Annotated in this window: 21 protein-coding genes; 3 read left to right on the forward strand and 18 right to left on the reverse strand. The window is 64.1% G+C overall.

Annotation, left to right across the window (positions count from 1 at the left end):
• Position 1 precedes the first annotated feature (1 nt).
• The 3 genes from YU9_RS0107400 to YU9_RS0107410 form a co-directional block, all read right to left on the reverse strand.
• Positions 2-2,242: a CHASE3 domain-containing protein gene (locus tag YU9_RS0107400; protein ID WP_027572224.1), complete on the reverse strand. Its 2,241-nt coding sequence runs from the start codon at positions 2,240-2,242 to the stop codon at positions 2-4.
• Positions 2,239-2,661 carry a response regulator gene (locus tag YU9_RS0107405; protein WP_027572225.1) on the reverse strand — a complete coding sequence of 141 codons (423 nt, stop codon included), beginning with the start codon at positions 2,659-2,661 and terminating at the stop codon, positions 2,239-2,241. Before YU9_RS0107405 ends, YU9_RS0107400 begins: the two co-directional genes overlap by 4 nt.
• Before the next feature lie 207 nt (positions 2,662-2,868).
• Positions 2,869-3,567 (reverse strand): BA14K family protein, encoded by a 699-nt coding sequence (locus YU9_RS0107410; protein ID WP_027572226.1) that lies wholly within the window; start codon positions 3,565-3,567, stop codon positions 2,869-2,871.
• Positions 3,568-3,808: 241 nt separating this feature from the next.
• Here YU9_RS0107410 and YU9_RS0107415 point away from each other — a divergent pair, with 241 nt between their 5' ends.
• On the forward strand, positions 3,809-4,216 hold the full coding sequence (locus tag YU9_RS0107415; RefSeq protein ID WP_027572227.1) for an NADH:ubiquinone oxidoreductase subunit NDUFA12: 408 nt from the start codon (positions 3,809-3,811) through the stop codon (positions 4,214-4,216).
• A 518-nt stretch (positions 4,217-4,734) separates the two neighbouring features.
• On the opposite strand, the gene YU9_RS0107420 is transcribed toward YU9_RS0107415, so the two are convergent.
• The gene (locus YU9_RS0107420; protein WP_027572228.1) at positions 4,735-5,421 is read right to left on the reverse strand and encodes a DJ-1/PfpI family protein; all 687 of its coding nucleotides are present in this window, start codon (positions 5,419-5,421) and stop codon (positions 4,735-4,737) included.
• Between the two features lie 108 nt (positions 5,422-5,529).
• Here YU9_RS0107420 and YU9_RS0107425 point away from each other — a divergent pair, with 108 nt between their 5' ends.
• A complete protein-coding gene (locus YU9_RS0107425; RefSeq protein ID WP_027572229.1) occupies positions 5,530-6,468 on the forward strand; it encodes a GlxA family transcriptional regulator in 939 nt (312 codons plus the stop codon).
• Positions 6,469-6,577: 109 nt separating this feature from the next.
• Here the strand turns inward: YU9_RS0107425 and YU9_RS0107430 are convergent, their stop codons facing one another.
• The 5 genes from YU9_RS0107430 to YU9_RS0107450 form a co-directional block, all read right to left on the reverse strand.
• Positions 6,578-7,783, reverse strand: coding sequence for a calcium-binding protein (locus tag YU9_RS0107430; protein ID WP_027572230.1), 1,206 nt, complete (start codon positions 7,781-7,783; stop codon positions 6,578-6,580).
• Positions 7,784-8,027: 244 nt separating this feature from the next.
• Positions 8,028-9,230: a calcium-binding protein gene (locus tag YU9_RS0107435; protein WP_027572231.1), complete on the reverse strand. Its 1,203-nt coding sequence runs from the start codon at positions 9,228-9,230 to the stop codon at positions 8,028-8,030.
• Positions 9,231-9,488: 258 nt separating this feature from the next.
• Entirely contained in the window at positions 9,489-10,493 is a 1,005-nt protein-coding gene (locus YU9_RS0107440; RefSeq protein WP_027572232.1) for a Na+-dependent transporter, read from the reverse strand.
• Positions 10,494-10,506: 13 nt separating this feature from the next.
• Positions 10,507-11,454 carry an alpha/beta hydrolase gene (locus tag YU9_RS0107445; protein WP_027572233.1) on the reverse strand — a complete coding sequence of 316 codons (948 nt, stop codon included), beginning with the start codon at positions 11,452-11,454 and terminating at the stop codon, positions 10,507-10,509.
• 568 nt (positions 11,455-12,022) lie between these two features.
• On the reverse strand, positions 12,023-13,204 hold the full coding sequence (locus YU9_RS0107450) for a hypothetical protein (protein ID WP_156951742.1): 1,182 nt from the start codon (positions 13,202-13,204) through the stop codon (positions 12,023-12,025).
• A gap of 499 nt (positions 13,205-13,703) precedes the next feature.
• Between YU9_RS0107450 and YU9_RS0107460 the strand changes: the two genes are divergently transcribed.
• Positions 13,704-14,744 carry a DUF2155 domain-containing protein gene (locus YU9_RS0107460; protein WP_027572235.1) on the forward strand — a complete coding sequence of 347 codons (1,041 nt, stop codon included), beginning with the start codon at positions 13,704-13,706 and terminating at the stop codon, positions 14,742-14,744.
• Between the two features lie 122 nt (positions 14,745-14,866).
• Here the strand turns inward: YU9_RS0107460 and aat are convergent, their stop codons facing one another.
• The 9 genes from aat to YU9_RS0107505 all read right to left on the reverse strand — a co-directional run bounded on the left by aat (position 14,867) and on the right by YU9_RS0107505 (position 23,206).
• Complete coding sequence (gene aat / locus YU9_RS0107465; protein ID WP_027572236.1) at positions 14,867-15,547, reverse strand: leucyl/phenylalanyl-tRNA--protein transferase; 681 nt, start codon at positions 15,545-15,547, stop codon at positions 14,867-14,869.
• Between the two features lie 61 nt (positions 15,548-15,608).
• Entirely contained in the window at positions 15,609-16,712 is a 1,104-nt protein-coding gene (locus YU9_RS0107470; protein WP_027572237.1) for a sensor histidine kinase, read from the reverse strand.
• A complete protein-coding gene (locus YU9_RS0107475; protein WP_027572238.1) occupies positions 16,709-17,149 on the reverse strand; it encodes a response regulator in 441 nt (146 codons plus the stop codon). Before YU9_RS0107475 ends, YU9_RS0107470 begins: the two co-directional genes overlap by 4 nt.
• Entirely contained in the window at positions 17,146-18,672 is a 1,527-nt protein-coding gene (locus tag YU9_RS0107480) for a CHASE3 domain-containing protein (RefSeq protein WP_027572239.1), read from the reverse strand. The genes YU9_RS0107475 and YU9_RS0107480 overlap by 4 nt, the downstream gene beginning before the upstream one ends.
• Positions 18,673-18,773: 101 nt before the next feature.
• On the reverse strand, positions 18,774-20,132 hold the full coding sequence (gene accC, locus YU9_RS0107485; RefSeq protein WP_027572240.1) for an acetyl-CoA carboxylase biotin carboxylase subunit: 1,359 nt from the start codon (positions 20,130-20,132) through the stop codon (positions 18,774-18,776).
• A gap of 59 nt (positions 20,133-20,191) precedes the next feature.
• The gene (gene accB, locus YU9_RS0107490) at positions 20,192-20,686 is read right to left on the reverse strand and encodes an acetyl-CoA carboxylase biotin carboxyl carrier protein (RefSeq protein ID WP_027572241.1); all 495 of its coding nucleotides are present in this window, start codon (positions 20,684-20,686) and stop codon (positions 20,192-20,194) included.
• 35 nt (positions 20,687-20,721) lie between these two features.
• Complete coding sequence (aroQ, locus tag YU9_RS0107495; protein ID WP_027572242.1) at positions 20,722-21,189, reverse strand: type II 3-dehydroquinate dehydratase; 468 nt, start codon at positions 21,187-21,189, stop codon at positions 20,722-20,724.
• 229 nt (positions 21,190-21,418) lie between these two features.
• Complete coding sequence (locus YU9_RS0107500) at positions 21,419-22,222, reverse strand: DUF1236 domain-containing protein (RefSeq protein WP_027572243.1); 804 nt, start codon at positions 22,220-22,222, stop codon at positions 21,419-21,421.
• A 216-nt stretch (positions 22,223-22,438) separates the two neighbouring features.
• Positions 22,439-23,206, reverse strand: coding sequence for a DsbA family protein (locus YU9_RS0107505; protein ID WP_027572244.1), 768 nt, complete (start codon positions 23,204-23,206; stop codon positions 22,439-22,441).
• Positions 23,207-23,217 lie beyond the last annotated feature (11 nt).

Here is a 23,217-nt window from a genome sequence, read left to right on the forward strand (position 1 = left end):
ATTAGCCGCCCAGCGCCTTCCGGATCATCTCGGCGAGCTGGTTGCGGCGGTAGGGCTTTGTCAGCAGCAGCACGCCTTCGTCGAGCTTGCCGTGATGGACGACGGCGTTGTCGGTGTAGCCGGAGGTGTAGAGCACTTTCACACCCGGCCGGCGCCTCGCCACCTCTTCAGCGAGCTCGCGCCCGCTCATGCCGCCGGGGATGACGACGTCGGTGAACAGCAGATCGAACGTCTGGCCGGCCTCGATCAATTGCAGCGCGGCTTTGCCGTCGGATGCGGCCACCGTCTTGTAGCCGAGGCTCTGGAGCTGCGCGGTGACGAAGTTGCGCACCAAGGTGTCGTCCTCGACCACGAAAACGGTCTCGGCGCCGCCTTCGGCCTGGGGCACGACACTGGCTGCCACGTCCGCGGCGCCTTCGCCCGGCGGCAGATAGAGCTTGATCGTGGTGCCGTGGCCCTCCTCGCTGTAAATCTTGGTGTGGCCGCCGGACTGCTTGACGAAACCGTAGACCATGGAGAGGCCGAGGCCAGATCCCTTGCCGACCTCCTTGGTGGTGAAGAAGGGCTCGAACGCCTTCTGCTGGACGTCGGGGGGCATGCCGGTGCCGGTGTCGCTGACCGCGAGCATCACGTAAGGGCCGGGCCGAACCTCCGCATTGGCCTGCGCATAGGCCTCATCAAGCACGACGCGGCGGGTCTCCAGCAGCAGCTTGCCGCCGTTCGGCATCGCGTCGCGGGCGTTGATCGCCATGTTGAGCACGGCGTTGGTGAGCCTGGACGGATCGATGTGCGTCGTCATCGGTCCCTGTTCCAGCACGGTCTCGATCTGGATCTGCTCGCCGAGGGTGGGGCGCAGGAGCTTGGCGATGTCCGAGATCGCGGCATTGATGTCGACGTTGCGCGGCTCGAGCGGCTGCTTGCGCGCAAATGCCAGCAGATGCTGGATCAGCTCGGCGCAGCGCTCGGCGGCATCGTCGATCAGCCGTGCCGTGCGCTGAAGCTCGGGTTGGCCCTTCAGGCTCTCCACCAGCGTCTCGGTATTGCCGGAGATGACGGTCAGCATGTTGTTGAAGTCGTGCGCGACGCCGCCGGTCAGCTTGCCGATCGCATCCAGCTTCTGCGACTGGTACAGCTGCCGCTCAGTCTCGCGCGAGGTCGTCGCATCGTGATAGACCAGCACCGCGCCGGAGATGTTGCCTTGCCCGTCCCGCATCGGCCGGCCGCTGATCATGAGATGGCGCGGAGGATTGCCGCCGTGCGGGCGGACGATCATCTCCAGCTCTTCGAACTGCTCGCCGCGCAGCACGCGCGTCGATGGCAGCTCGTCGGCCCTGAGCGGCGTGACGCCGTCGCCGTGAAACACAGCGGACAGCGCGCGCAGATTGCTCAAATTCATGCCGGTGCGATGCACCAAGATGCGCTCGGCGGCGGGATTGGACAGAAGGACATTGCCCTCGGCGTCGATCACCAGCACCGCCTCCGCCATGCTGCGGAACGTGCTCTGGAGCACGTTGATCGACAGGCGCAGCTCGTCATGCGCGGTGACCAAATGCTCGGTGCGCTCGGCCACCGCCGCCTCGAGCGCCGTCTTGGCGGCTTGGGTCTGCTCGAGCGAGTTCTGGAGCTTCCCCGTGGCGCGCCGGCTTTCGCGCATCACCAGCGCGACCAGCAGCAGGATCAGCACGGCGCCGGCGACGTCGATACCCAGCAGCACGATGCCGGTGCGGCGCGAATCCTGGGAGCGCGCGTTGAGCAGGCGTTCTTCCTCGGCGCTCAGACGGTCGAGATTGCGCGTCACCGTGTCCATGAGGCCGCGGCCCTCGGCCTTGCTGTTGAGCGCGGCAATGCCGGCCTGGTCGTTCTCGGCGCGCAGGCGCATCGCTGTGGCGGCGATCTCGATCCGGCGCAGCGCCAGCGGCTCGGTGCCCTCCAGCAGCGCGACATGATCGGGATTGTCGCGCACGTCGCGCTTGAGGTCGGCGAGGGCCGGCGCGATCCTGGCGTGCACCGCCTGGAACTCATCGCTGAAGCCCGGGGTGCGATAAAGCTCGTAGCCGCGCGCGGCGCTCTCGGCACGGCGCAGCAGCACGCGGAGGTCGGAGATCTTCTTTTGCACCTGGACGGTATGATTGACCCATGCCGCGTCGGACCGCGACTTGACGTCGAGGGCAATCGAAGCCGCGGTGATGATCAGGAGGATGGCAAGTCCAGCACCGAGAATGACGCGCTGCGTTGGAATCAAGGGACTTCTTTCTTGTCCTTCGGCTGTACGCTCGCGCCCGCGCCGCCGAGGCATTCCCGGATCGTGGTCAGCAGCGCTTCCGGCGTGAACGGCTTGCGCAGGCAGCGCGTTGCGCCGAGTTCCAGCGCCATGCGGAGAAAATCAGGAGAGGGCGAGGCGGATGAGGCGAAGGCGTAGCCCGACATCGCGATCAGCGGAGTAGTCGGGGCGCGCTCGTGAAAGATGCGGATGGATTCGAAGCCGCGCATGTGCGGCATGAAGATGTCAACCAGCATCACGTCGAAGGTCTGCGATTCCAGCGCAGCCAGTCCTGTTTCGCCGCCGTCGGTCAGCGTGACGTCGAAGCCCTGACGTTGGAGGAGGACTTCGATGGTCGCGCCGACCATCGGATCGTCGTCAACCACGAGAATACGCGGCATGACACTTCCCAGGTGATCGAAGTCTCCACTGCGATTGGTGATATCCGCGAATCGTGGGTCCGGTCAATTTTGGATTGGATGGTCAAGGATATGCACGGCGCAGTGCATAAAGATCCATTTGCGTCGACTTGTACGCATCCGCGCGCGTGCGCGAAAAAAGGCGCCGCATCGCTGCGACGCCTTTTGCCTCATGCCTCGGCGATCCGCCTACGGGCACGGATGCCGCTGGCCATCGTAACCGAGATAAGTGCCCGAAGCCGGGTCGTAGGATCTGTAGCGCTGCGCGCAATAGGCAGCGGAGTCGCCGCCGCTATCCGGCACCACCGCAACCGACGGCTCGTCATAGTAGCTGTCATAGTAGTATGGATCATCGTAGTAGCCGTAGCCGCCGCCGTAATAGGCGTACGAGCCGAGGCCGCCGATCGCGGCGCCAGCTGCGAAGCCCGGCCAGAAGCCGCCGTGACGGTGATGCCAATGGCGGCCGCTCCAGTTGCTTCCGCCCTGCCAGCTGCCCGCGGTTGCGACGCTGCGGGTGCCGCTGAAGGATGGCGAGAGGGCCGGACGGGGCGCCGCGCCGGCTACGAAGCTGCCGCCGCTCGGACGAACCGCAGTGCCGCCTGCGAAGCTGCCGCCACTCGGACGGACCGCAGTGCCGGCTGCGAAATTGCCTGCGCTCGGACGCATCGCGGCTCCGCCGCCGAAATTGCCGCCGCCGCCATGGAACGCGGCACCGCCGCCACCCATGCGCGCGCCGCCACCACCGAAGTGAGCACCGCCGCCGCCACCGCCGATATGGGCGCCACCGCCTCCGCCCAAGGCGGGACGATTCTGGGCAAAGCTCGGCGTCGCCAAGGGAAGAACCAGCGCCACCGCCGCGGCGGCGCTCAAGACTTTCAGACTGTTCATGGTTAAACTCCTTTCCCGGAAGCAAACCTTATGAAAGCGCTGGGGTTCCTGGGATCACGCCGGTTTGCGCGCAAATGGAGCGTCACGCGCTGCCGCTGTACCGGGCATGAATGAATCGCGTCCGCTTTGCGGCAGCGGCTGGATAATGGCCGGATTTGTGGAGGGCACCGGCGCCCCCACCGAACTGGACATTTCGCTGCCCGGATGGCATCAGGACCCGACGAAGCAGGGCCCTTGCCGCATGAAACAATTCTTCCTCAAGTTCTTCACCTGGTGGAATGGCCAGACTTTTGGCACCCAGCTCTGGACCAAGCGGTACGGGGAGCTGGTCGGCCAGGACGAGCAGGGCAACCTCTATTATCGCACCCGCGGCGGGGCGGTCGATCCGACGCTCGGCTTCGAGCGGCGCTGGGTGATCTATAACGGCTATGCTGAGGCGAGCCGGATTCCCCCGTCCTGGCACGGCTGGATCCATCACGTCGTCGACGTGCCGCCGACCGAGGCCAATTACCAGCCGCGCGAGTGGGAAAAGCCGCATCAGCCGAATCTCACCGGCACGGCCGAGGCCTATCGTCCCTCCGGCTCGACGCTTGCCAGCGGCCGGCGTCCGAAGGCGACCGGCGACTACCAGCCCTGGACGCCCGGTTAGCCCTTCGGCCCACCTGCGAACCGCGACCGTCCGAAGCGGATGCGCTTGAATCCGCGCCGCTGTGGACAACGGGAACAGCGGGGATGCCGCTTGCGTGGGCGTTGCGCCGGCGCGCGCGATGCGGCTCAATGATCCCATCTTACGGAGATGGGAGACCATCGCGCTCGGTTCGGGCAACAGCTCGCGACTGTCCCGAAATGCAGCGGCCGCCGAGGAAGGACTCGATCGGGAGATAGGCCCCCGGTCTGAAGCTCCGAAATCGCCCGATGTGAATGTGCAGCCGCCGTGAGACAGGAAAGGCCGCTTGGGAAACCGAGCGGCCTTTTTCTGTTGTGTTCGGCCTCGCGTGTCCCGGACGCGGTGCAGCGTTCAACGCTGCGCCGCTGAGCCGGGACCCAGGCGTCGTACTCCGCTGATGCATTGGCCCCGGCTCTGCAGCGCATCGCTACTGGACGATGCTTCGCATCGCCAGGGAAGCGCTGCGCTGCGTCCGGGTCACGGACAGCAAGCCCGATGCTTTACATCACGCGCTCGGCCGCCCGCTTCACCGCCTCGAGGCGCCGCGCCTGGTTTTGCGCGCCACGCTGCCTCAGCAATGCCAGCACTTCAGCGGATGCGGTGTCGGGTGAGCCCGAATTGAACGGCGGGGCGGGGTTGTATTCCATCTGGAGCTGGATCGCTTCCGCCGTGGTGCGATTGACCATGATCGACACCAGCGTCAGGGCGAAATCGATGCCGGCGGTGACACCGCCGCCGGTGATGCGGTTGCGATCGATGCAGACGCGCGACTTTGTCGGTATCGCGCCGAACTGGGCGATCATCTCCATCGCGCTCCAATGGGTGGCGGTGCGGTAACCCTTCAACAGGCCGGCGGCGCCGAGCGCCAGCGACCCCGTGCAGACCGAAGTGACGTATTTGGCGCCGTCGGCCTGTCTGCGCAGGAAGTCAAGCACCCCCTCGTCGTTGAGCAGGTCGTTGGTGCCGCTGCCGCCGGGCACGCAGATCACGTCGAGTTGAGGGCAGTCCGCAAACGTCGTCGTCGGCGTCAGCGTCATCACGGAATCGCTCGGCACCGGTTCGATCCGCTTCCAGATCAGGTGCAGTTTTGCGTCGGGAACCATGGCGAACACCTGCAAGGGGCCGGTGAAGTCGAGCTGGGTGACACGCGGAAACACCAACAGACCAATCTGGAGCGGTGACGACATCGGCAGATCCTCCAATTGCGACCTTGACGGCGGCAGGATGACATGATGCCATCCTGTCCGAAATGGCGTAATTCCCTCTCTTTCGGACATAGCATTGCGGCTTGGCCAATGATCGGCATCCTGATCTTCCCGGATTTCCAGCTGCTCGATGCGGCAGGCCCGATCTCGGCGTTCGAGATCGCGGCGCGCTGCATCGCCAAGCCACCTCTCATTCGCGTGCTGGCGGCGAAGCCCGGACTCGTGCGCAGCTCGTCCGGTGTCGAGATGATGGCGCGTGACTTCAAGTCGGCGAACGCGATCACGACGCTGGTCGTGGCCGGCGGCACGGGCGTCGCGGACGCCGCGCGCTGCGAGGTCACCCGGGCCTTTGTGCAGCGGCTCGCAAAGCGCGGCGTGCGGGTGGCGAGCGTCTGCTCAGGCGCCTATGTGCTCGCCGAGGCGGGACTTCTCGACGGCCGCCGCGCCACCACGCATTGGGGGCGGACGCGCGACTTCGTCGCGCGCTTTCCCAAGGTGAAGTTCGAGCCGGACCAGATTTTTACCCGCGACGGCAATGTGTGGACATCCGCAGGTATCACCGCAGGGATCGACCTCGCGCTGGCGATGGTCACCGAGGACCACGGCGAGGAGATCGCGCAGGCAACCGCGCGGCAGCTCGTGCTGTACCATCGCCGCAGCGGCGGGCAGTCGCAATTCTCCTCGTTGCTGGAATTGAAGGCGCCGAACGGACGCTTCGGCACGCTATTGTCCTGGGCGCGCGAAAATCTCGACGCGCCGCTCTCGGTGGAGGATCTCGCCGATCGCGCCGGCATGAGCGCACGGCATTTTGCCCGCGCCTTTGCCGCCGAGACCGGCACGACGCCGTCCAAGGCGATCGAGCGGCTCAGGCTCGAAGTCGCGCGCGAGCGCGTGCAGTCCTCGCGCGAGGCGATCGAGCGCGTTGCGGAAACGACCGGCTTCCGCGACCCCGAGCGGATGCGACGCGCCTTCATCCGCGCGTATGGCCAGCCGCCGCAGGCCCTGCGCCGCGCTGCGCGGGCGGGGTAGGGCTTGTGCTCGTGTCAGCGAACGAGTGGCGCGCTATAGGGGCGGGCGTGTAACCCGCGTCTCGCCCCACTGGAGGCGGGGCGAGACAGTTGCTCCCGGAGCAACTCGTTCAGATGACGAAGTCGGTCGGGTGCAGGCTCGCCGCGGTGACGCCGTCGAGCGTGATGGAGTCGCTCGCCGACAGATGAATCACGGCATCGCCAGCGGCATTGTCGCTGATCAGGCTCGACAGCGCCGTCCAGTCCGCAAATCCGTAATTTTGCACATTGATTAGGTCGTGCTCGGTCGCGGTGCTGCCGACCGCCTTGTTGCCTTGATCGAAGTTGGTGATGAGGTCATTGCCGGAGCCGGTATTGAAGACGAAGGTGTCGCTGTTTCCGCCGCCCGAAAGCTGGTCATTGCCGGCGCCGCCGTTGAGGATATCCCTGCCGCCTGTGATCGAGCCCGGCGTTGCGGGATCATAGACCTTCGCATCGCCATAAAGGAAATCATAGGTTGCTCCGCCGGTGAGGATATCGTTACCGCCTTGGGCATTGCCGGACATGGTCGGTGCATCGCCGTAGAGTGTTGGGTGTGCAAACTGGATGGTGTCAATGCCATCGAACTCGAGTGTGAGAATGTCATCTCCCCCTTGGGCATTATCGGTCAGCGAGGTCACCGAATCTCCATAGCCAAATCCGCCGGTCATGGCGACGTCGGTGCCGAAGGTGAAGGTGATGTTGTCGTTGCCGCCATGCGCATCGCCGCCGATGGAGCCGATGGCATCGCCGCTAGCCGTCGCGAAGCCCTGCAGGGTGTCCACAGTGATGGCGATCGTATCATTGCCGCCCTGCGCCGTGCCAGTCATGGAACCGCCGGCATCGCCGGCGTATACTTGGTCGTAGTTTCGCCAGCCCACCGCGCCGGTGATGGTGTCACTGCCGCCGTGCGAATTGCCCGACATGTCGCCGGCAGCGTCGCCGAAAGCATGCACGTTGGTGTACATCGAATTGGCCAAGACATTGATCGTGTCGTTGCCGCCGCTGGCGTCGTCGGTCATCGCCTGGGCATCGCCGATCACGAGGAAGGCGTTCCAGCCGAAACTCAAATTAACGGTCAGGGTGTCATTGCCGCCGTGGGACTGGCCATGCAACGTCGTGTTGGCGTCACCAAAGATCGTGACCTCTGTTTCGGGCTGGGTGACGGTTACCGTCACGGTGTCGTTGCCGCCCCAGGCATCCGTGGTGGTCGGAAAGTCCGGATCGCCGTAGATGGTTTCGATTTGACCAAACTGGTCGAGCAGGACGTCGATGGTGTCGTTGGGCAGATGTTGCATGGCGTAACTCCCATTTCATTGTCGGAAGCGGGCCTGAACGCCGGCAAATTCTTGCGCGACGTGCTGTGACCGCTTCACCCTGAGGAATCTACTTTCGGTTGACGGCGGAGGTTTGCTGAAATTCGGGACAGAGTTTGGTTGCGACGAAGATTGGCGGCGCGGCGGAACTCGACGCCGTGCTGGCGCAATCCCGGTCTCGCCCCGCGCGTTGCGCGGCGACACCGCCGCTTTTGATTCAACTTCCTCAGATGATGAAGTCGGTCGGATGCAGGTTGGCGGCCTGAACCCCGTCCAGCGTGATCGTGTCGTTGGCGGAGAGGTGAACCACGGCATCGCCGGCTGTGTTGTCGCTGATCAGGCTCGACAGTGCGGTCCAGTCCGCAAATCCGTAGGCGTGCACGTCGATCAGATCGTGTTCCACTGCGGTGCTGCCGACGGCCTTGTTGCCCTGACCGAAGTCGTTGATCGTGTCGTTGCCGGACCCGGTGTTGAAGACGAACAAGTCGCTGTTTCCGCCGCCCCACAGCTGGTCGTCGCCAGCTCCGCCGTTCAGCGTATCGCTGCCGCCGGTGATTGAGCCCGGCACCGCGGGCTCATAGATCCGCGCATCGCCGTACATGAAGTCCCGGCCGGTGCCGCCATTGAGGATATCATTGCCACCATGAGAATGACCCGCCATGATCGGCGCGTCGCCGTATACCGATGAGATCGCATCCGCGTACTGGCCGTCGATCTTGACGGTAAGGACATCGTCGCCGCCCTGGGTCAGATCCATCAGGGATGTCGACGAATCCCCTGACAGGGTTGCGCCGGATATGGGGCTGTCGCCGTCCAGGGTGACGGTCAGACTGTCATTGCCGCCTTGTGCAAGGCCGCGCAGCGCACCGATGGCGTCGCCGCTGACTGTCGCCCCGCCATCGATGGTGAGCACGCTGACATCGAGCGTGTCGTTGCCGCCGTGCGCGGTGTCGATCATGGCACCGCCGGCATCGCCGGCGAACAGGTTGGCGCCACCTCGCCACCCGATCGAGCCGGTGATGTCGTCATGGCCGCCCTGCGCGTTGCCCGACATGTCGCCCGCGGCGTCGCCGAAGGCCGAGACCGTGGTGTAGACCGTGCCATGGGCATCCGCGACGATGGTGTCATTGCCGCCCTTGGCGTCGTCGATCATCGATTGGGCATCGCCCACCACGAGGGCGGTGTTCCAGCCGCCGCCGATGTCGGCGAACAGCGTGTCGTTTCCGCCTTGCGAATGACCAAGCAACGTCGTGTGGTCGTCGCCGAAGATCGTGAGCCTGGTATTGAGCTCGGTGACGGTGGCCGTCACGGTGTCGTTGCCGCCCCAGACGTCCTTGGCTGCGGGAAAGCCGGGGTCTCCGTACACGGTCTCGATTTGACCAAACTGGTCAAGGGTGACGTCGAAGGTGTCGTTCGGCAGATGCTGCATGGCGTAACTCCCATTTCATTGTCGGAAACGGGCCTGACGCCTGCTGGATTTTTTGCAAGTCGCGTTGTTGACCACGCTTCACCGGGAGCAATCTACCTTTGGTAGATGGCAGAGATTTGTAGGAATTCGGGAGAGAGTTTGATTGCGCGCATGGAACCGCGGCGGCAATCGCGGAGATCGCCACCGCAAACAGGATCAGGGCCGATGATCAACATTCGCGTCTCTCGTTGCCACATCCCGAATCCATAAATACACGCGCTAGCTGGTGCTTGCAGCCGCAGCCGCGGAGCTACTCGCGCGGGTTATGACCCGCCGCGCGATCGGCATCAGCATGTACGGCGCAAGATGAATCGGAAACTGCGTCAGCGCGAAATAGAGCCAGGTCGTGGCCGGCAGCGCGCCCGCGGTGGCAGCCAGCATCAGCCCGAGATTGCGCTGTGACACCATCAGGCCAATGGCGAAGGCGCGCTCAGTGCCGACGCGGCGGAAGATCAGCGTCGTCGCGGCGAGCAGGGTGAAATAGACCGTGAAGGCGAGCAGCGCGACGGCGATCGTGAACAGGGGATCGGCGACGAGATCGCTGGCGACATCGCCCATCACCGCGGAGGCGAACACCAAGAGGATGATGATGTTGAGACCGTCGATCGGCTGCTTGTGGCGCTGGATCGCAGCCGTGCCGAAGACCCAGCGGATGACGGTCGCAACAAGCAGCGATGCGGCGAGAATGCCGAGCAGCTTCAGACCGAGCGTGGCCGGCGAGATGCTGAGCATGCCGCCGAGAAAGAGACCCGCGAACATCGAAGCGGTGAAGGGAACGAGTGCGGTCGAGGTCACCAGCGTCACGAGCACCAGCGTGGCATCGAGGCCCATCAGCGCGGCAAGGGCCGGCGCCGCCATCATCGGCGAGGCCATCCCCTGGAGCATCAGCGCGAGAGCAAGGCCCGGGGAACTCGTGGTGAGCCCGGTCGCGTAGGCGGCGAGAGCGACGATCAGCGGCACACCGATCGTGGTCCAGGCCGTGGCGGCCGCGACCAGCGCCGGCCGGCGCAGATGTCCGTACAGCGCCACGAGATCGACGCGCATGAAGGAGATGCAGAGCAGAAGAAAGATCGCCTCGGTCACGTAGGGGCGCAGCAGCGCGCCGAGCGGCGGCACCGCGACCGCGATGAAGGCGATCGCCGCCACGGCGCGGGTGCCCTGGCCACCGAGCCATGTCAGCCCGCGCAGGGGGAGGGCGAAGACGGTATGAAGAATGGAAGGCATGCGGGACGACGTATCAGCCCAATCCCTTCAACCAAGCGCCGATCTCACGCACGGCGACATTGGCCTGCGGCAGCAATTTTCCCATCGTGAAGAAGCCGTGGAACTGGCCGGGATAATGCTTGTAGGTCACGGGCACGCCGGCCTGCTTCAGACGCTCGGCATATTCTGCGCCTTCGTCGCGCAGCGGATCGGCCCCGGCGGTGAGCACATAGGCCGGCGGCAGGCCGGCAAGGTTTTGCGCGCGCGCCGGCGAGGCGCGCCAATCGGAGATGTCGGCCGCGCCATTGAGGTAGTGGTCGCGGAACCAGCGGATCACCGAGTGGGTCAGCAGCACGCTGGTCTCGGGCTCGCGATGGGAGCCGTGCGTCATGGCGAAATCGGTCGCCGGATAGATTAACACCTGGCCCCCGAGCGCAGGACCGTTGCCGTCCCGCGAGGCAAGCGCCACAACCGCGGTGAGATTGCCGCCGGCGCTGTCGCCGCCGATCGCAAGGCGCGCGGCGTCGATGCCGAGCTCGCGCGCGTTCGCCGCAACCCATCTGGTCGCGGCAATCGCGTCCTCGGTGGCAGCGGGAAATTTGTGCTCGGGCGCGAGGCGGTAATCGACCGAGATCACGGTCAGCGCACCTTCGGCCGCGAGCTGGCGGCAGACGACGTCGTGGGAGTCGAGGTCGCCGATCACCCAGCCGCCGCCATGGAAGAACACCAGCACTGGCGACATGCCGTCGCGCCGGCGCAGTTCCTTGGGCACGTAGATGCGGGCGGGAATCGCACCGTGCGGCGCCGGGATCGCCAGCGGTGCGACGCGGGCAAGCTCCGGCGCGTCAGGATTGGTGGCAAAGCGCGCCTGCGCATAATAGGCGCGTGCTTCCGGAGCGGTCAGCGTCTCGTAGGCGGGGCGGCCGGCCTCCTGGAACGCCTTGTAGACGGCGGCGGCGTCGGGATCGAGCACAACAGGCATGAACGGGGACCTTGGGGTTTCCAGTTGGTGTCATTTTTGGGGGCGACGCCCGCCTTCGGCCCCGGGAGGGGCTTCACGACTATCCCATCCGGGAGCTGGCCTGGCCAGACCGCGCCGGGAAGGGCAGGGATGCCGCCCTTCCCCCGCCGCAAGGGGCGGGTTAGTCGTAAAGCGCTATTTTTATAGGGTATAATCGAACTTTTTGAGCTTACGGTCCCGGATTGGTCCCGGAAAAGAGTATCCGCAAATTTATAAGTTAATTCAGTATCTTACGAGATATACTAGCGGAATAGTTTATTGAGTTCACGATTTCAATCTTAGTTTGAGATCAACCTGCCCCGCCGAATACGCAGTGTAGTGGCGGTGCAAACCAAGGCGCGATAGTCGATCCCATGCTGACGCCGGTAACCGACGAGAGCGAGACGGCGTGTGTAACCGATGCAATCTGAAATCTTTGGAGCGCCTCGGTTCGGGATTGGCTTCGCATTTCTGAAAAAAGAAGACACCGCCGGTGCAATGCTGAGCATCATCCGATGTTCGATGGAGGCGTTCTGGCTACGAACACAACCTAGCTGCGCGTTGAATCGGGAAGTGGCGATTGATCTTCAATGAATTTGAGATCGGTTCTCGCTTTCACAACGACAACCCCATCGTTCTGTCGGCGTAGGATCACGAAGTTGTTCGTGATCGCAAGAATTTTCCACGTGGGTTCATCAAAAGCCGCGTCGCTAAATTGGATTGTGCGATGACGCGCGCTGGGAGATGTGTGCGTGATCCGTTGTATCTCGTTGACCGTTCCCACGAACGTAGCTCCGGCCGAGACAAGGAAAACCGTCAACAATATGCCTGCCTTGAGAGGGTCCTTGAAAAAACGCAGGCTTACGCTCCAAAGTAATATTGAAATCACGTATGACAGCGCAGCCGCGAGTGACACCGTATCAACCCAGTGGGATTGCACAGCGACCACAACGAGCGCGACAATTGCGCTTACGCCCGTAAAGTGCCAAACCCATCTCTCGATACGGCCGCTCCATGATCGCTGATAAAGGTCGGGGGCCTGTACTGAAAATGCCGTAGCCGTAGCTACCCGGTAAAATGCCAACATCGCCGCAAGGACCGCAGCGATCAGGTATCCATAGATTTCGCCCAAGCCGCTAGCGATATAGTCGGTTGTGCTGAAGTATCTGGCGAATGGGATGTCGAAATACCATCCAAAAAGAGCGACGCGCCCGAACCCCAACAGCAAGAGCATTGCGCCGGAGATGGCAATGAACGAGGTGACATCTGAAAGCGCGAAATCGATTTTGGTGTAATTCTTGATCGCGTACTCGTGTCTTAAGGACCGCACCTTCCTCGCAAGGAACGCCGCAATACGTCGCGCACGATGCGGCTCGTCCTTCAGTTCGGGTGGTAGACGATCGAAGTTGACCTTCGACTTCCACTCGTCGCGACTTACAGGCTCTTTGAAGCTCTGTTGGAGTGTCGCGATCTCAGATGTTGCTACATAGGCAATGTAATTCTGCAAGTTCTCGTAGTAGCGAATGATTTTAGCCAAGCGGTGCTTGCGCACGAAATTGAAATGCCTTCTCGCATCGGGGACGTCTGTCTGCGCGCGGTACCAAGCAACGAGGTGCCAGCCTAATATTTTCTGCTCTAAAGATGTGAAGCTATCGCGCGACGTGGATGATCGCATCAAATAGTATGCTATGGCCGCGTCGGCATCCCTGTAAAATCGTGTCTCACTATTCAAGGGGCCTTCCGAGATTTTGGACCAAACCTCGACTAGGCATGCCAGATGGCACTTTGCGGAGAGACGGATGAAGTAACGGGATCGCCGTCGCATCGCGAAAAACAAGAGTTTGATGTACATTCTGCCAATTGCGTCCAACACGCGGCTTAGTGCGCGGTTTGAGGCTTCATTTTGCGATAGCTGTTCTTGGCCCATTGAGTGTAGACATTCTCCGTCTTCGGGCGGGACGCCCTGTTCATAATGGTCATGGTTGGCATCAGCTTCAACCGCAAGCTGTGCACGACGATATTGTTTGGGATGACAAATAGAGATCGCGGATTAGAACGAAGAGTGACCGCACGGTCCCGGATTGGTCCCGGAAACCCATGAAAAGATGGTCAAGGATGGACAAAGGTGGCCGCAGATCGCTTGAAAACGCTGCATTTTTGCTCGACAACACACCCCCGCCGTATTCGGCGTGTTAACCGGAGGGCCTGCGAGCGGCGGTATCCCCTGTAGAATGTCCAACAAGCCCGATTCGCTGTTGAAGCCGCGCGAGATGCTCAAAACCTTTTCCCTGACCGGTCTTGCGGCGCTTTTGGCCGCCACCGCACTGACGGCTGCGACGCCGGCTCAGGCGCAGATCGGCACGATCTTCTCCGATCCGCCGCCGCTGCGGCCGCCCGGCAATATTCCGCGTGGCCAGCCCCAGCCGCAGCAGATCCCCGAGGACGACGAAGAGGTGCCCGAGCTGCCGCCGCAGGGCCGCGTCCTGCCGTCGCGCCCGATGCCGCCGCCTCCGGGCCGGCAGGGGAACGTGATGCCGGGACCGGTCGAGAGCCAGCCCCTGGCGCCGCCGCCGGGCTCGACCCTCGCGCCACCGAACCAGCCGCCCTCCGCGGCGATCGCCCCGCCCAGCCCGCAGGGCGCTCCGGGTGCGCCCGGTCAGCGCCAGCCCCAGCAGAAGGGCGGGCCGGGTGGCGCTGTGCCGCAGACGCCGGCGAGCCTCCAGCCGGGCGACGAGGTCGTGACCGAGCCGCCGGCCCAGAAGATCGTGAACAAGAAGGCGACCTTCTCCGGTCTCGACAAGATCACCGGACGCATCATCAATTTCGACGAGGAGATCGGCGAGACCGTCCAGTTCGGCGCGCTCAGGGTCAAGACCGACGCCTGCTACACGCGGCCGGCGACGGAGGCCGCCAACACCGACGCCTTCGTCGAGGTCGACGAGATCACCTTGCAGGGCGAGGTGAAGCGCATCTTCTCGGGCTGGATGTACGCGGCAAGCCCGGGCCTGCACGGCGTCGAGCATCCGATCTACGACATCTGGCTGACCGACTGCAAAGAGCCGCAGCAGACCATCGCGACCGCGGCACCGGATCCTGCCGCGGCAAAGCCGCCGCCACCGCCGCCGGCGCAGAAGAAGGCCGCGCCCAAGCAGGTGCAGCAGCGGCCGCCGCAGCCTCTGCCGCCGATCCAGCAGCAGCAACCGGCACCGCCGCCCCCTCCGCCGCCGGAGCAGCGGCCAGGTCTGTTCGGCATCCCCGGGTTCGGCCGGTAGAGTGGAATGGCTTCAGGTTGAATCGATTGCCGCGGGCTCGTTCACCTCTCCCACTTGCGCAAGCGGGAGAGCGCACCTCGGCCACCGCAGCTAGCGAGCCTCATCTCATCGCGTTTTAGCTTCTACTGTCGCGAGGCGATGATCTCGAGCGCGCGTGCGCCGGGGATCGCTTCGCCGGCGGAGAGCTTCAGGAAATCGCCGGGCTCGCCGGCGAGCGCCTTGTCGAGCAGCGCCGTATAGCGTCGCCGCGAAATCTCGACCGCGCCAAAACTCTTCAGGTGCTCGGTGACATATTGGGTGTCGAGCAGCTCGAAGCCGCCATGGATGAGCCGCGCCACCAGATGCACCAGCGCGACCTTCGAAGCATCGCGCGCGGTGTGGAACATGCTCTCGCCGAAGAAGGCCCGTCCAAGGCTGACGCCGTAGAGCCCGCCGACGAGGTCGTCGCCCTGCCAGGCTTCGACGCTGTGGCAATGGCCGAGCTCGTGCAGGCCGCCATAGAGGTCGCGGATGCGCTTGTTGATCCAGGTGTCCTCGCGTCCTACTTGCGGCGCCGCGCAGCCGGCGATGGTCGCCTTGAACGCGGTGTTGACGGTGACGCGGAACGTGTCCGACCGCACGGTGCGCGCCAGTCGCGAGGCGACGCGGAAGCCGTCGAGCGGGATGACGCCGCGCAGCTCCGGCTCGACCCAGAACAGGGTCGGATCGTCGGCGCTCTCCGCCATCGGGAAGATGCCGCAGGCATAGGCGCGCAGCAGCACGGCCGGGGTGATTTCAGATGGGGCGGAGTCGCGCGAAGTCATGGCTTGCCACCATAGCAGGATCGCATTGCGGTTGCGATGGGGGGCGCGGCCGGGCGCGATGTCAGCTCGCGGCGGCGGTGCTGGTCTTGCCGACACTTGCGGGCATGCGGCCGAACTTCAGCACGATCCGGGTTCCGGAATGCGCGGGATCGCGCTCGACCGTGGCGTCGAGCTTTGACGCCATGGCCGCGACAATGCGCTGACCCATGCCGGTGGAGCGCGGATCGGCCTTGACGTTGTCGCCGACGCCATTGTCGGTGATCGAGAGCAGGAGATCGTCGCCTTGCGAGATCAGCTCGACATGGATCGGGCCGGCGCCGTCGGGATAGGCGTATTTCACCGCGTTCATGACCAGCTCGTTGACGATGATGCCGACGGCGACCGCACGGTCCGGATCGATCTCGATCGGCTCGGCCTTCAGCGTCAGGCGCGACATCCGGTTGCCTTCGGCAGAGCGGCGGAGATCCTCGAGCAGCGAGTCCAGATACTGATTGAGGACCACGCTCTTCAGGTCCTGCGAGGTGTAGAGGCGCCGGTGCACCTGCGCGACCGCAGCGACGCGGCCCATCGCATTGGTCAGCGCTGCCTTGACCTCCTCCTGTGCGGCGGAGCTTGCCTGAAGGTGCAGCAGCGAGGCGATGATCTGGAGCGAATTGCCGACACGGTGGTTGACCTCGCGCAGCAAGAGCTCGCGTTCGGCGGCGAGGGCCGCGTAGCGGTCGCGCGAGGCGTGGATCTCGGCTTCGGCTTCATCGCGCGCCCGCTGCAACTCGGCCTGGCGCAGCGCGCCTTCGGCGGCGACGTGGAGGAGCGGGATGAAGTCGCCCTGGACGTCCTTCACCAGATAGTCGGCCGCCCCCGCCTTGAGCGCGGTCACCGCAATGCTGGAATCCTGCGATGCGGTGACGAACACGACCGGCGGCGCGTCCGGGATCGCCATGATCTGCTCAAGCGTCTCCAGCCCGTCGAGGCCCGGCATGTACTGATCGAGTGCCACCACATCGATGCCGCCTTCGGCGCCGGCGCGGCGGATGCGCTCGAGACCTTCCTCGCCGCTTGCGGCATGGACGACCCTGTAGCCGCGCCGCGTCAGGCCGCGATCGACCAGGCGCGCCAGCGCGTCGTCGTCGTCGATGTAGAGCAGTGTCGGCGTGCGCTGGTTCATGTGGCGGCGGGCGGGACCTGGATGACCGAGAAGAACAGCCCGAGCTGCCGGATGGCATTGGCGAAATTCTCGTAGTTGACGGGCTTGGTGATGTAGACGTTGCAGCCGAGCTCGTAGCAGCGCTTGATTTCCTGGGAATCGTCGGTGGTGGTCAGCACCACCACGGGCGAGGCCTTCAGGTATTTGTTTTCCTTGATCTGCCTCAGGATGTCGATCCCGGTCATGTCGGGCAGGTTGAGATCGAGCAGGATCAAGAGCGCATTGCCCTTCTGCACGAGCCCGCTGCCGTCGGCGCCGAACAAGTGCCGCATGGCGTCGTTGCCGTTGGCGAACGCGACGATCTCGTTGTTGACGCCGGACCTTCTGATGTTGCGCTCGATCAGGCGGGCGTGGCCCTCGTCGTCCTCGATCATGATGATGGTGACAGGCTGCGTCATCGATCTGCGTTCCGGTTGCTCACGTTCCAGGCGATCGGCAGCGTGATCGTGAAGGTACTGCCCGCATTCAGTTCCGATGATACCGACATGGTGCCGCCGAGGCGACGCACAAGTGCGCGCACATGCGCAAGACCGATGCCCTGGCCGGGCTTGTCCTGGGTTCCCGCGCGGCGGAACAGGTCGAATATTCGCTGGTGGTCCTTCGGATCGATCCCGCGGCCGTTGTCGCTGATCTCGAAGATAGCGTAGCCGAGCTTGGTCCGCCCGCGGATTCTGATCTCGCCGGGCGCGCCGGGCTTGAGATATTTGATCGCGTTGTCGATCAGATTGGAGAAGATCTGCTCGAGGGCGAGACGGTCGCTCACGAGGTTCGGCAGAGGCTCGAGGTGAATCTCGGCCTGCGCCTCGACCGCCTGGTGCGCCAGCGTCGAGACGATGGCGTCGATCAGCTCGCGCGTGTCGATCTTCACCGGCTGGAATTCGCGCCGGCCTTCGCGCGTGAGGTTGAGGATGGCCGAGATCAGCCGGTCCATCTTGGCGATCGACGTCTTGATGAAGCCGAGCGCTTCGGAGAAATCCTCTGAGAGCTGTTTGTCGGCGCCTTCGAGCGCGATCTCGCCGGGAGTGCCGGGCGCCAGTGGCGCCCCGTCGGCGGAGACGTGGGTGAGATCGCCGATCCGGCGGAAGATATCGTCGCCGAGCTCCTCGAGCTCGCTGGTGAAGCCCATGATGTTGACGAGCGGCGAGCGCAGATCGTGGCTGACGATATAGGCAAAGCGCTGGATCTCGTCGTTGGCTTCGCGCAGGTCCGCCGTGCGCTCGTCGACGACGGCTTCCAGATTGACGTTGGCATCGCGCAGGCGGGATTCAGCCTCGTCGCGGACGCGCGCCGAGCGCCGCACCAGCCAGATCGAGATCATCGCCAGCAACACCACGAGGCCGGAGCCGATGCCGGTCATCGACGCGGAGAGGGTCTGGCTGCGGTCGGAATTTGCTGTTCGGAGCCGGAATAACCGTTCCTCCTCGCGGATCATGGCGTTGGCCATGTTGCTGATCGTGGTCGTGGTGTTGCCGGCGGCGGCCTCGCGGATCAGCGCCGCGGCCCTGTCGGGTTGACCCTGCTTCACGAAGGTCATCTCGCGCGAGAACTGGTCGAGCCGGGTCTCGATTGCTGCTCTCAGCTTTTCAATGTTCTCGCGCTGCGCCGGATCGTCGCTGATCTGGCGCGTGAGCTTGTCGAGCGCCGGAATGATTGCCGCGACGGCCTTCTCATGATCGGACAGGAAATCCGGCCCCTGCGTCAGGAGAAAGCCGCGAGCGCTGCTCTCGGCGTGCCGGACCTCGAGCAGCAGGGCGTTGATCTGGCTCTCCACCTCGATGGTGTGAAGCACCCATTTGCTGTCTTCCCGGGCCTTGTTGACGAGGTAGACGGAGCCGGCGCTGATTACGGTCAGCACCAAAAGGCCCGCCGAAAGCAGCAGGATCTGCCAAAACGCGCGCCGTCGGTGGGCTTCAGCCCTCACGACGATCTACCTGTCGATGTTCAGTGGAGTTCAAAACGCCCCCTTGGAACTGGTCCCGCCGAGAACGCGATCGGGGCCAAAGGGTTCCATAAGGAGCAAGATTATCTCGGGCTGGGTTCCGTCTTGCCGGCGAGATATTGTTCCAGCCAGTGGATGTGGTAGTCGCCGTCGATGATGCCGTCTTCGCGCACCAACGCACGGAACAGCGGCAGCGTGGTCTCGATACCTTCGACCACCATCTCATCCAGCGCCCGGCGCAGCCGCATCAGGCATTCGGCGCGGGTCTTGCCGTGCACGATCAGCTTGCCGACGAGCGAATCGTAATAGGGCGGGATCGTGTAACCCTGGTAGACGGCGGAATCGATCCGGACGCCGAGGCCGCCGGGCGGGTGATATTGCAGGATCCGGCCGGGCGAGGGGCGGAAGGTCTGCGGATTCTCGGCGTTGATGCGGCACTCGATCGCGTGGCCGATGACCTGAACCTCGTCCTGCTTGGCCGGCAGGTCGCCGCCGGCGGCGATGCGGATCTGCTCCAGCACGAGGTCGATATCGGTGATGCTCTCGGTGACGGGATGCTCCACCTGGATGCGGGTGTTCATCTCGATGAAATAGAACTCGCCGTCCTCGTACAGGAACTCGATGGTGCCGACGCCGAGATATTTCATCTCGCGCATCGCTTTCGCGCAGGTCTCGCCGATCTTGGCCCGCGCGGCCGCGGCGAGGACGGGCGAAGGGCCTTCTTCCCAGACCTTCTGGTGGCGGCGTTGCAGCGAGCAGTCGCGTTCGCCGAGATGAATGGCGCCGCCGCGGCCGTCGCCGAGGATCTGGATCTCGATGTGACGCGGCTTCTGGAGGTATTTTTCCAGGTAGACGGAAGCATCGCCAAAAGCGGATTTGGCCTCGTTGGCCGCCGTCGACAGCGCCAGCTGCAGGTCGGCCTCGCTGTGCGCGACCTTCATGCCGCGGCCGCCACCGCCAGCCGCCGCCTTCACCAGCACCGGGAAGCCGATTTTCTTCGCGATCGCCATCGCGTCGTCATCGGGGCCAACCGCACCATCAGAGCCCGGCACCACGGGGATCCCGAGCCTCTTGGCGGTCTTCTTGGCCTCGATCTTGTCGCCCATCAGGCGGATGTGCTCGGCTTTGGGACCGATGAAGTGCAGATTGTGCTCGGCGAGGATTTCCGCAAAGCGCGCGTTCTCGGAGAGAAAGCCGTAGCCGGGATGCACCGCATCGGCGCCGGTGATCTCGCAGGCCGCGAGCAGCGCGGGCACGTTGAGATAGCTGTCCTTGGACGCCGGCGGTCCGATGCACACACTCTCGTCCGACAGCCGCACATGCATGGCGTCGGCGTCGGCAGTCGAGTGCACGGCGACGGTCGCGATCCCGAGCTCCTTGCAGGCTCTGAGGATGCGAAGGGCGATCTCGCCGCGATTGGCTATGAGGATCTTGTCGAACATGGTGTCCTTTAGGGACTGGCGCGCGGAAGCGGCGAGGGCGGCTCACCGCCCCCGGGCCGTTATTCGATGATGACCAGCGGCTCGCCGTATTCGACCGGCTGGCCGTCCTCGACGAGGATCTGCGTCACCGTGCCGGCGCGCGGCGAGGGGATCTGGTTCATCGTCTTCATGGCTTCGATGATCAGCAGCGTCTGGCCGACCGAGACCTTGGTGCCGACGTCGATGAACGGCTTGGCGCCCGGCTCCGGCGCCCAATAGGCGGTGCCGACCATCGGCGAGGTCACGGCGCCCGGATGCTTCGACAGGTCGGCCGCAGCAGCGGCGGGCGCGGCGGCGCTTGCTGCCACCGGCAGGGCGGCGGGAGCGGCTGCGACCGGCATCGGCATGGTCGCGGCAACGCTGATGTTGCGCGCGACGCGCAGGCGCAGGCCGGCCCGTTCGATCTCGATCTCGGTGAGGCTGGTCTCATCGAGCAGCAAGGCAAGCTCGCGAACGAGTGCGGAATCCTCGCTGGAAAACTTTGCGGCTGCTTTGTCGTCTGGCTGGCGCGCCATGCTGTTTGATCCGAATGTTCTGTTGGAAGGGGGCGTCAGGCGTTGGGCTTGATGCCGAGCTTGGCGGCAAGGCCCTGGATGGCGAGGCGGTAGCCCTCGATGCCGAAACCGCAGAGCGAGGCGAAGACCGCGCGCGCGGTGTAGGAATGGTGACGAAAACTCTCGCGGGCGTGGATGTTGGTGACATGCACCTCGACCGTGGGGATCTGCACCGCGAGCAGCGCGTCGTGCAGCGCGATCGAGGTGTGGGAATAGCCGCCGGCATTGATGATGATGCCCTTCATCTTGCGCCGATGCGCCTCGTGGATGAAATCGATCAGCTCGCCTTCGCGGTTGGACTGCCGGCAGTCGGCCTTGAGACCGAAGGTCGCCGCCGTCTCGCGGCACAGCGCCTCGACGTCAGCCAGCGTCGCGTGGCCATACTTTTCGGGCTCGCGCGTCCCCAGCATGTTGAGGTTCGGCCCGTTCAGGACGAGGATCGTGTCGGTTGCAGGTTCGGCCATTCCAATCCCGGACGAGGTGCTTCGGCGTGGCGGGGGTTATAGGTAACAAAGCGCGTGAGGGGAAGCCTTGAAGGGCCTCAGGGGAGGGGTCAAGCACCTCATCCAGTGCGCAAAAACCTGTGCGGAAACTACGGAAATTGCTTGTTAACCAGTCCGAAGCATGGCCGCCGGCCGCATGCAAAAGGGGCGGGCATCGCTGCCCGCCCCAAGAGGTTGCCGTCATCCGGCCTTAGACGTTCAGGACCGCCACGATCTCGTAGGTGTCCGGATTGATGATCACGATTTCTTCCTTGACCAGAATGTACTTATAGCTCCGCCATTCCGGATAGATCGTCACGACCCGGGACGGCAGGGCGTGAAGGGTAATGCCCTCACGCGGGATGCGGGTGCCGACCGAAATGTTGAAGTTCACATTGGTCACGGGCGCCACCTTCTCCTCGCGGATCACCGAGGTGATCTGCGTGCGCTGCTCGGTCGAGAGCTTGGCGGCCGCGCCAGCCTGGCCGGTCGTCGTCTGCGACCGCTCGGTCCCGGTCTGGGTCTGGGTCTGGCTCTGGGAACCCTGGTGGCCAGGCGCATTCATACCGCTGCGGTCTTCCTGACCTTGCTGACCTTGGGCCTTCATGTCCTTGCTACCCTTGGTCTCGGTTTCCTTGCTCATGCTACCCTTGGTCTTCTCGTCGCTCCGCGGGCTCTGGCCGACCGTCGACGACTTCTCCGACTGCGTCGACTTCTCACGCGTCGCACCCGGCTGGTCCTTGTTCATCTTGTCGGACTGAGTCGACTTGTCCTGAGCGCTCGGCTGATCCTTCATGCCGCCGGCCTGACCGACCGTTCCCTTGTCATGCTTATCTTGCTTGTCCATGGACTCTTGCTTGCCCATGGAGCCGCTGCGCTCGCCAGAAGGCTGCGTGCTGTGCTGGGTCTGCTGGCCACTCCCGTAGTCCTTGGTTCCGGTTCCTTGCGCATTGGCGAAACCGGTGCCGGCGATCAGCGCCAAGGCTGCAACCGAGACCAAAAAGCGATTAGTCATTTGAACCTCTCCTCACGTGATTTCTTTGCGTCATTGCCCGCGCCGACAACGAAAGGAGAGCGCGGTCGTTCCGAAATCCAGGAGGTTCCGACGAGCTTTGTTTGTTGAACGCCGGATGAACGGTCCCGCCCCGACCGCGACAAACCGCGACGGTCCGAACCGCGCAAAAAAGAAGCCGGCTGTGGGCCGGCCTCTTTCAACGTAATGTCGTGTCGCTCAGCAGGTCGCCTTGCCGCAGCGGGCAATGCCGATCTTTTCCCTGAGGCTTTCGACGCCGACAGCGCCGATCACGATCTGCTTGCCGATCACGTAGCTCGGCGTGCCGTTCATGCCCATCGCCTCGGCAAGCTTGAAGTTCTCCTCGATGGTGGCGCGCACTTCGGGGCTGGCGATGTCCTTCTCGATTCTCGCGGTGTCGAGGCCGGCCTCCTTCGCCGCCTGAATCGCGCGGGCCTTGTCGGCGGCGCCGCGGCCGCCGAGCAGCTTCTGGTGGAAGTCGAGATATTTCTTGCCGGAGGGGTCCTGCATGCGCACGGCGACTGCGACCTGGGCCGCTTCGACCGACCCCTGGCTCAGCACCGGAAACTCCTTCAGCACGACCTTCAGCTTCGGATCGCTCTTCATGAGATCGAGCATGTCGCCCATGGCGCGTTTGCAGTAGCCGCAATTGTAGTCGAAGAACTCGACGAAAGTGACGTCGCCGTCCTTGTTGCCGAGCACGACCTGGCGCGGCGAGTTGAAGATCGCGTCAGCGTTCTGTGCGATGCTGGCCTCGTGCTTCTGCGTTTCGGCCGCGGCCTGGCGCTTGCTGAGCTCGGCCATGGCCTCCTCGAGCACCTCGGGGTGGCTGACGAGATAGTTCTTGATGATCGCCTCGATGTCGGTGCGCTGGCTATCGGAGAAACCGTCGGCCGCGGCGGGCACGGCTGCGCCGAGCATGGCGAGCGCAAACAATGCAGGAGCAAGCAGGCGCAGCGAAGGCATAGCAAATCCTC

This window comes from Bradyrhizobium sp. WSM1743 (assembly GCF_000473065.1).
Classification (GTDB): Bacteria; Pseudomonadota; Alphaproteobacteria; order Rhizobiales; family Xanthobacteraceae; genus Bradyrhizobium.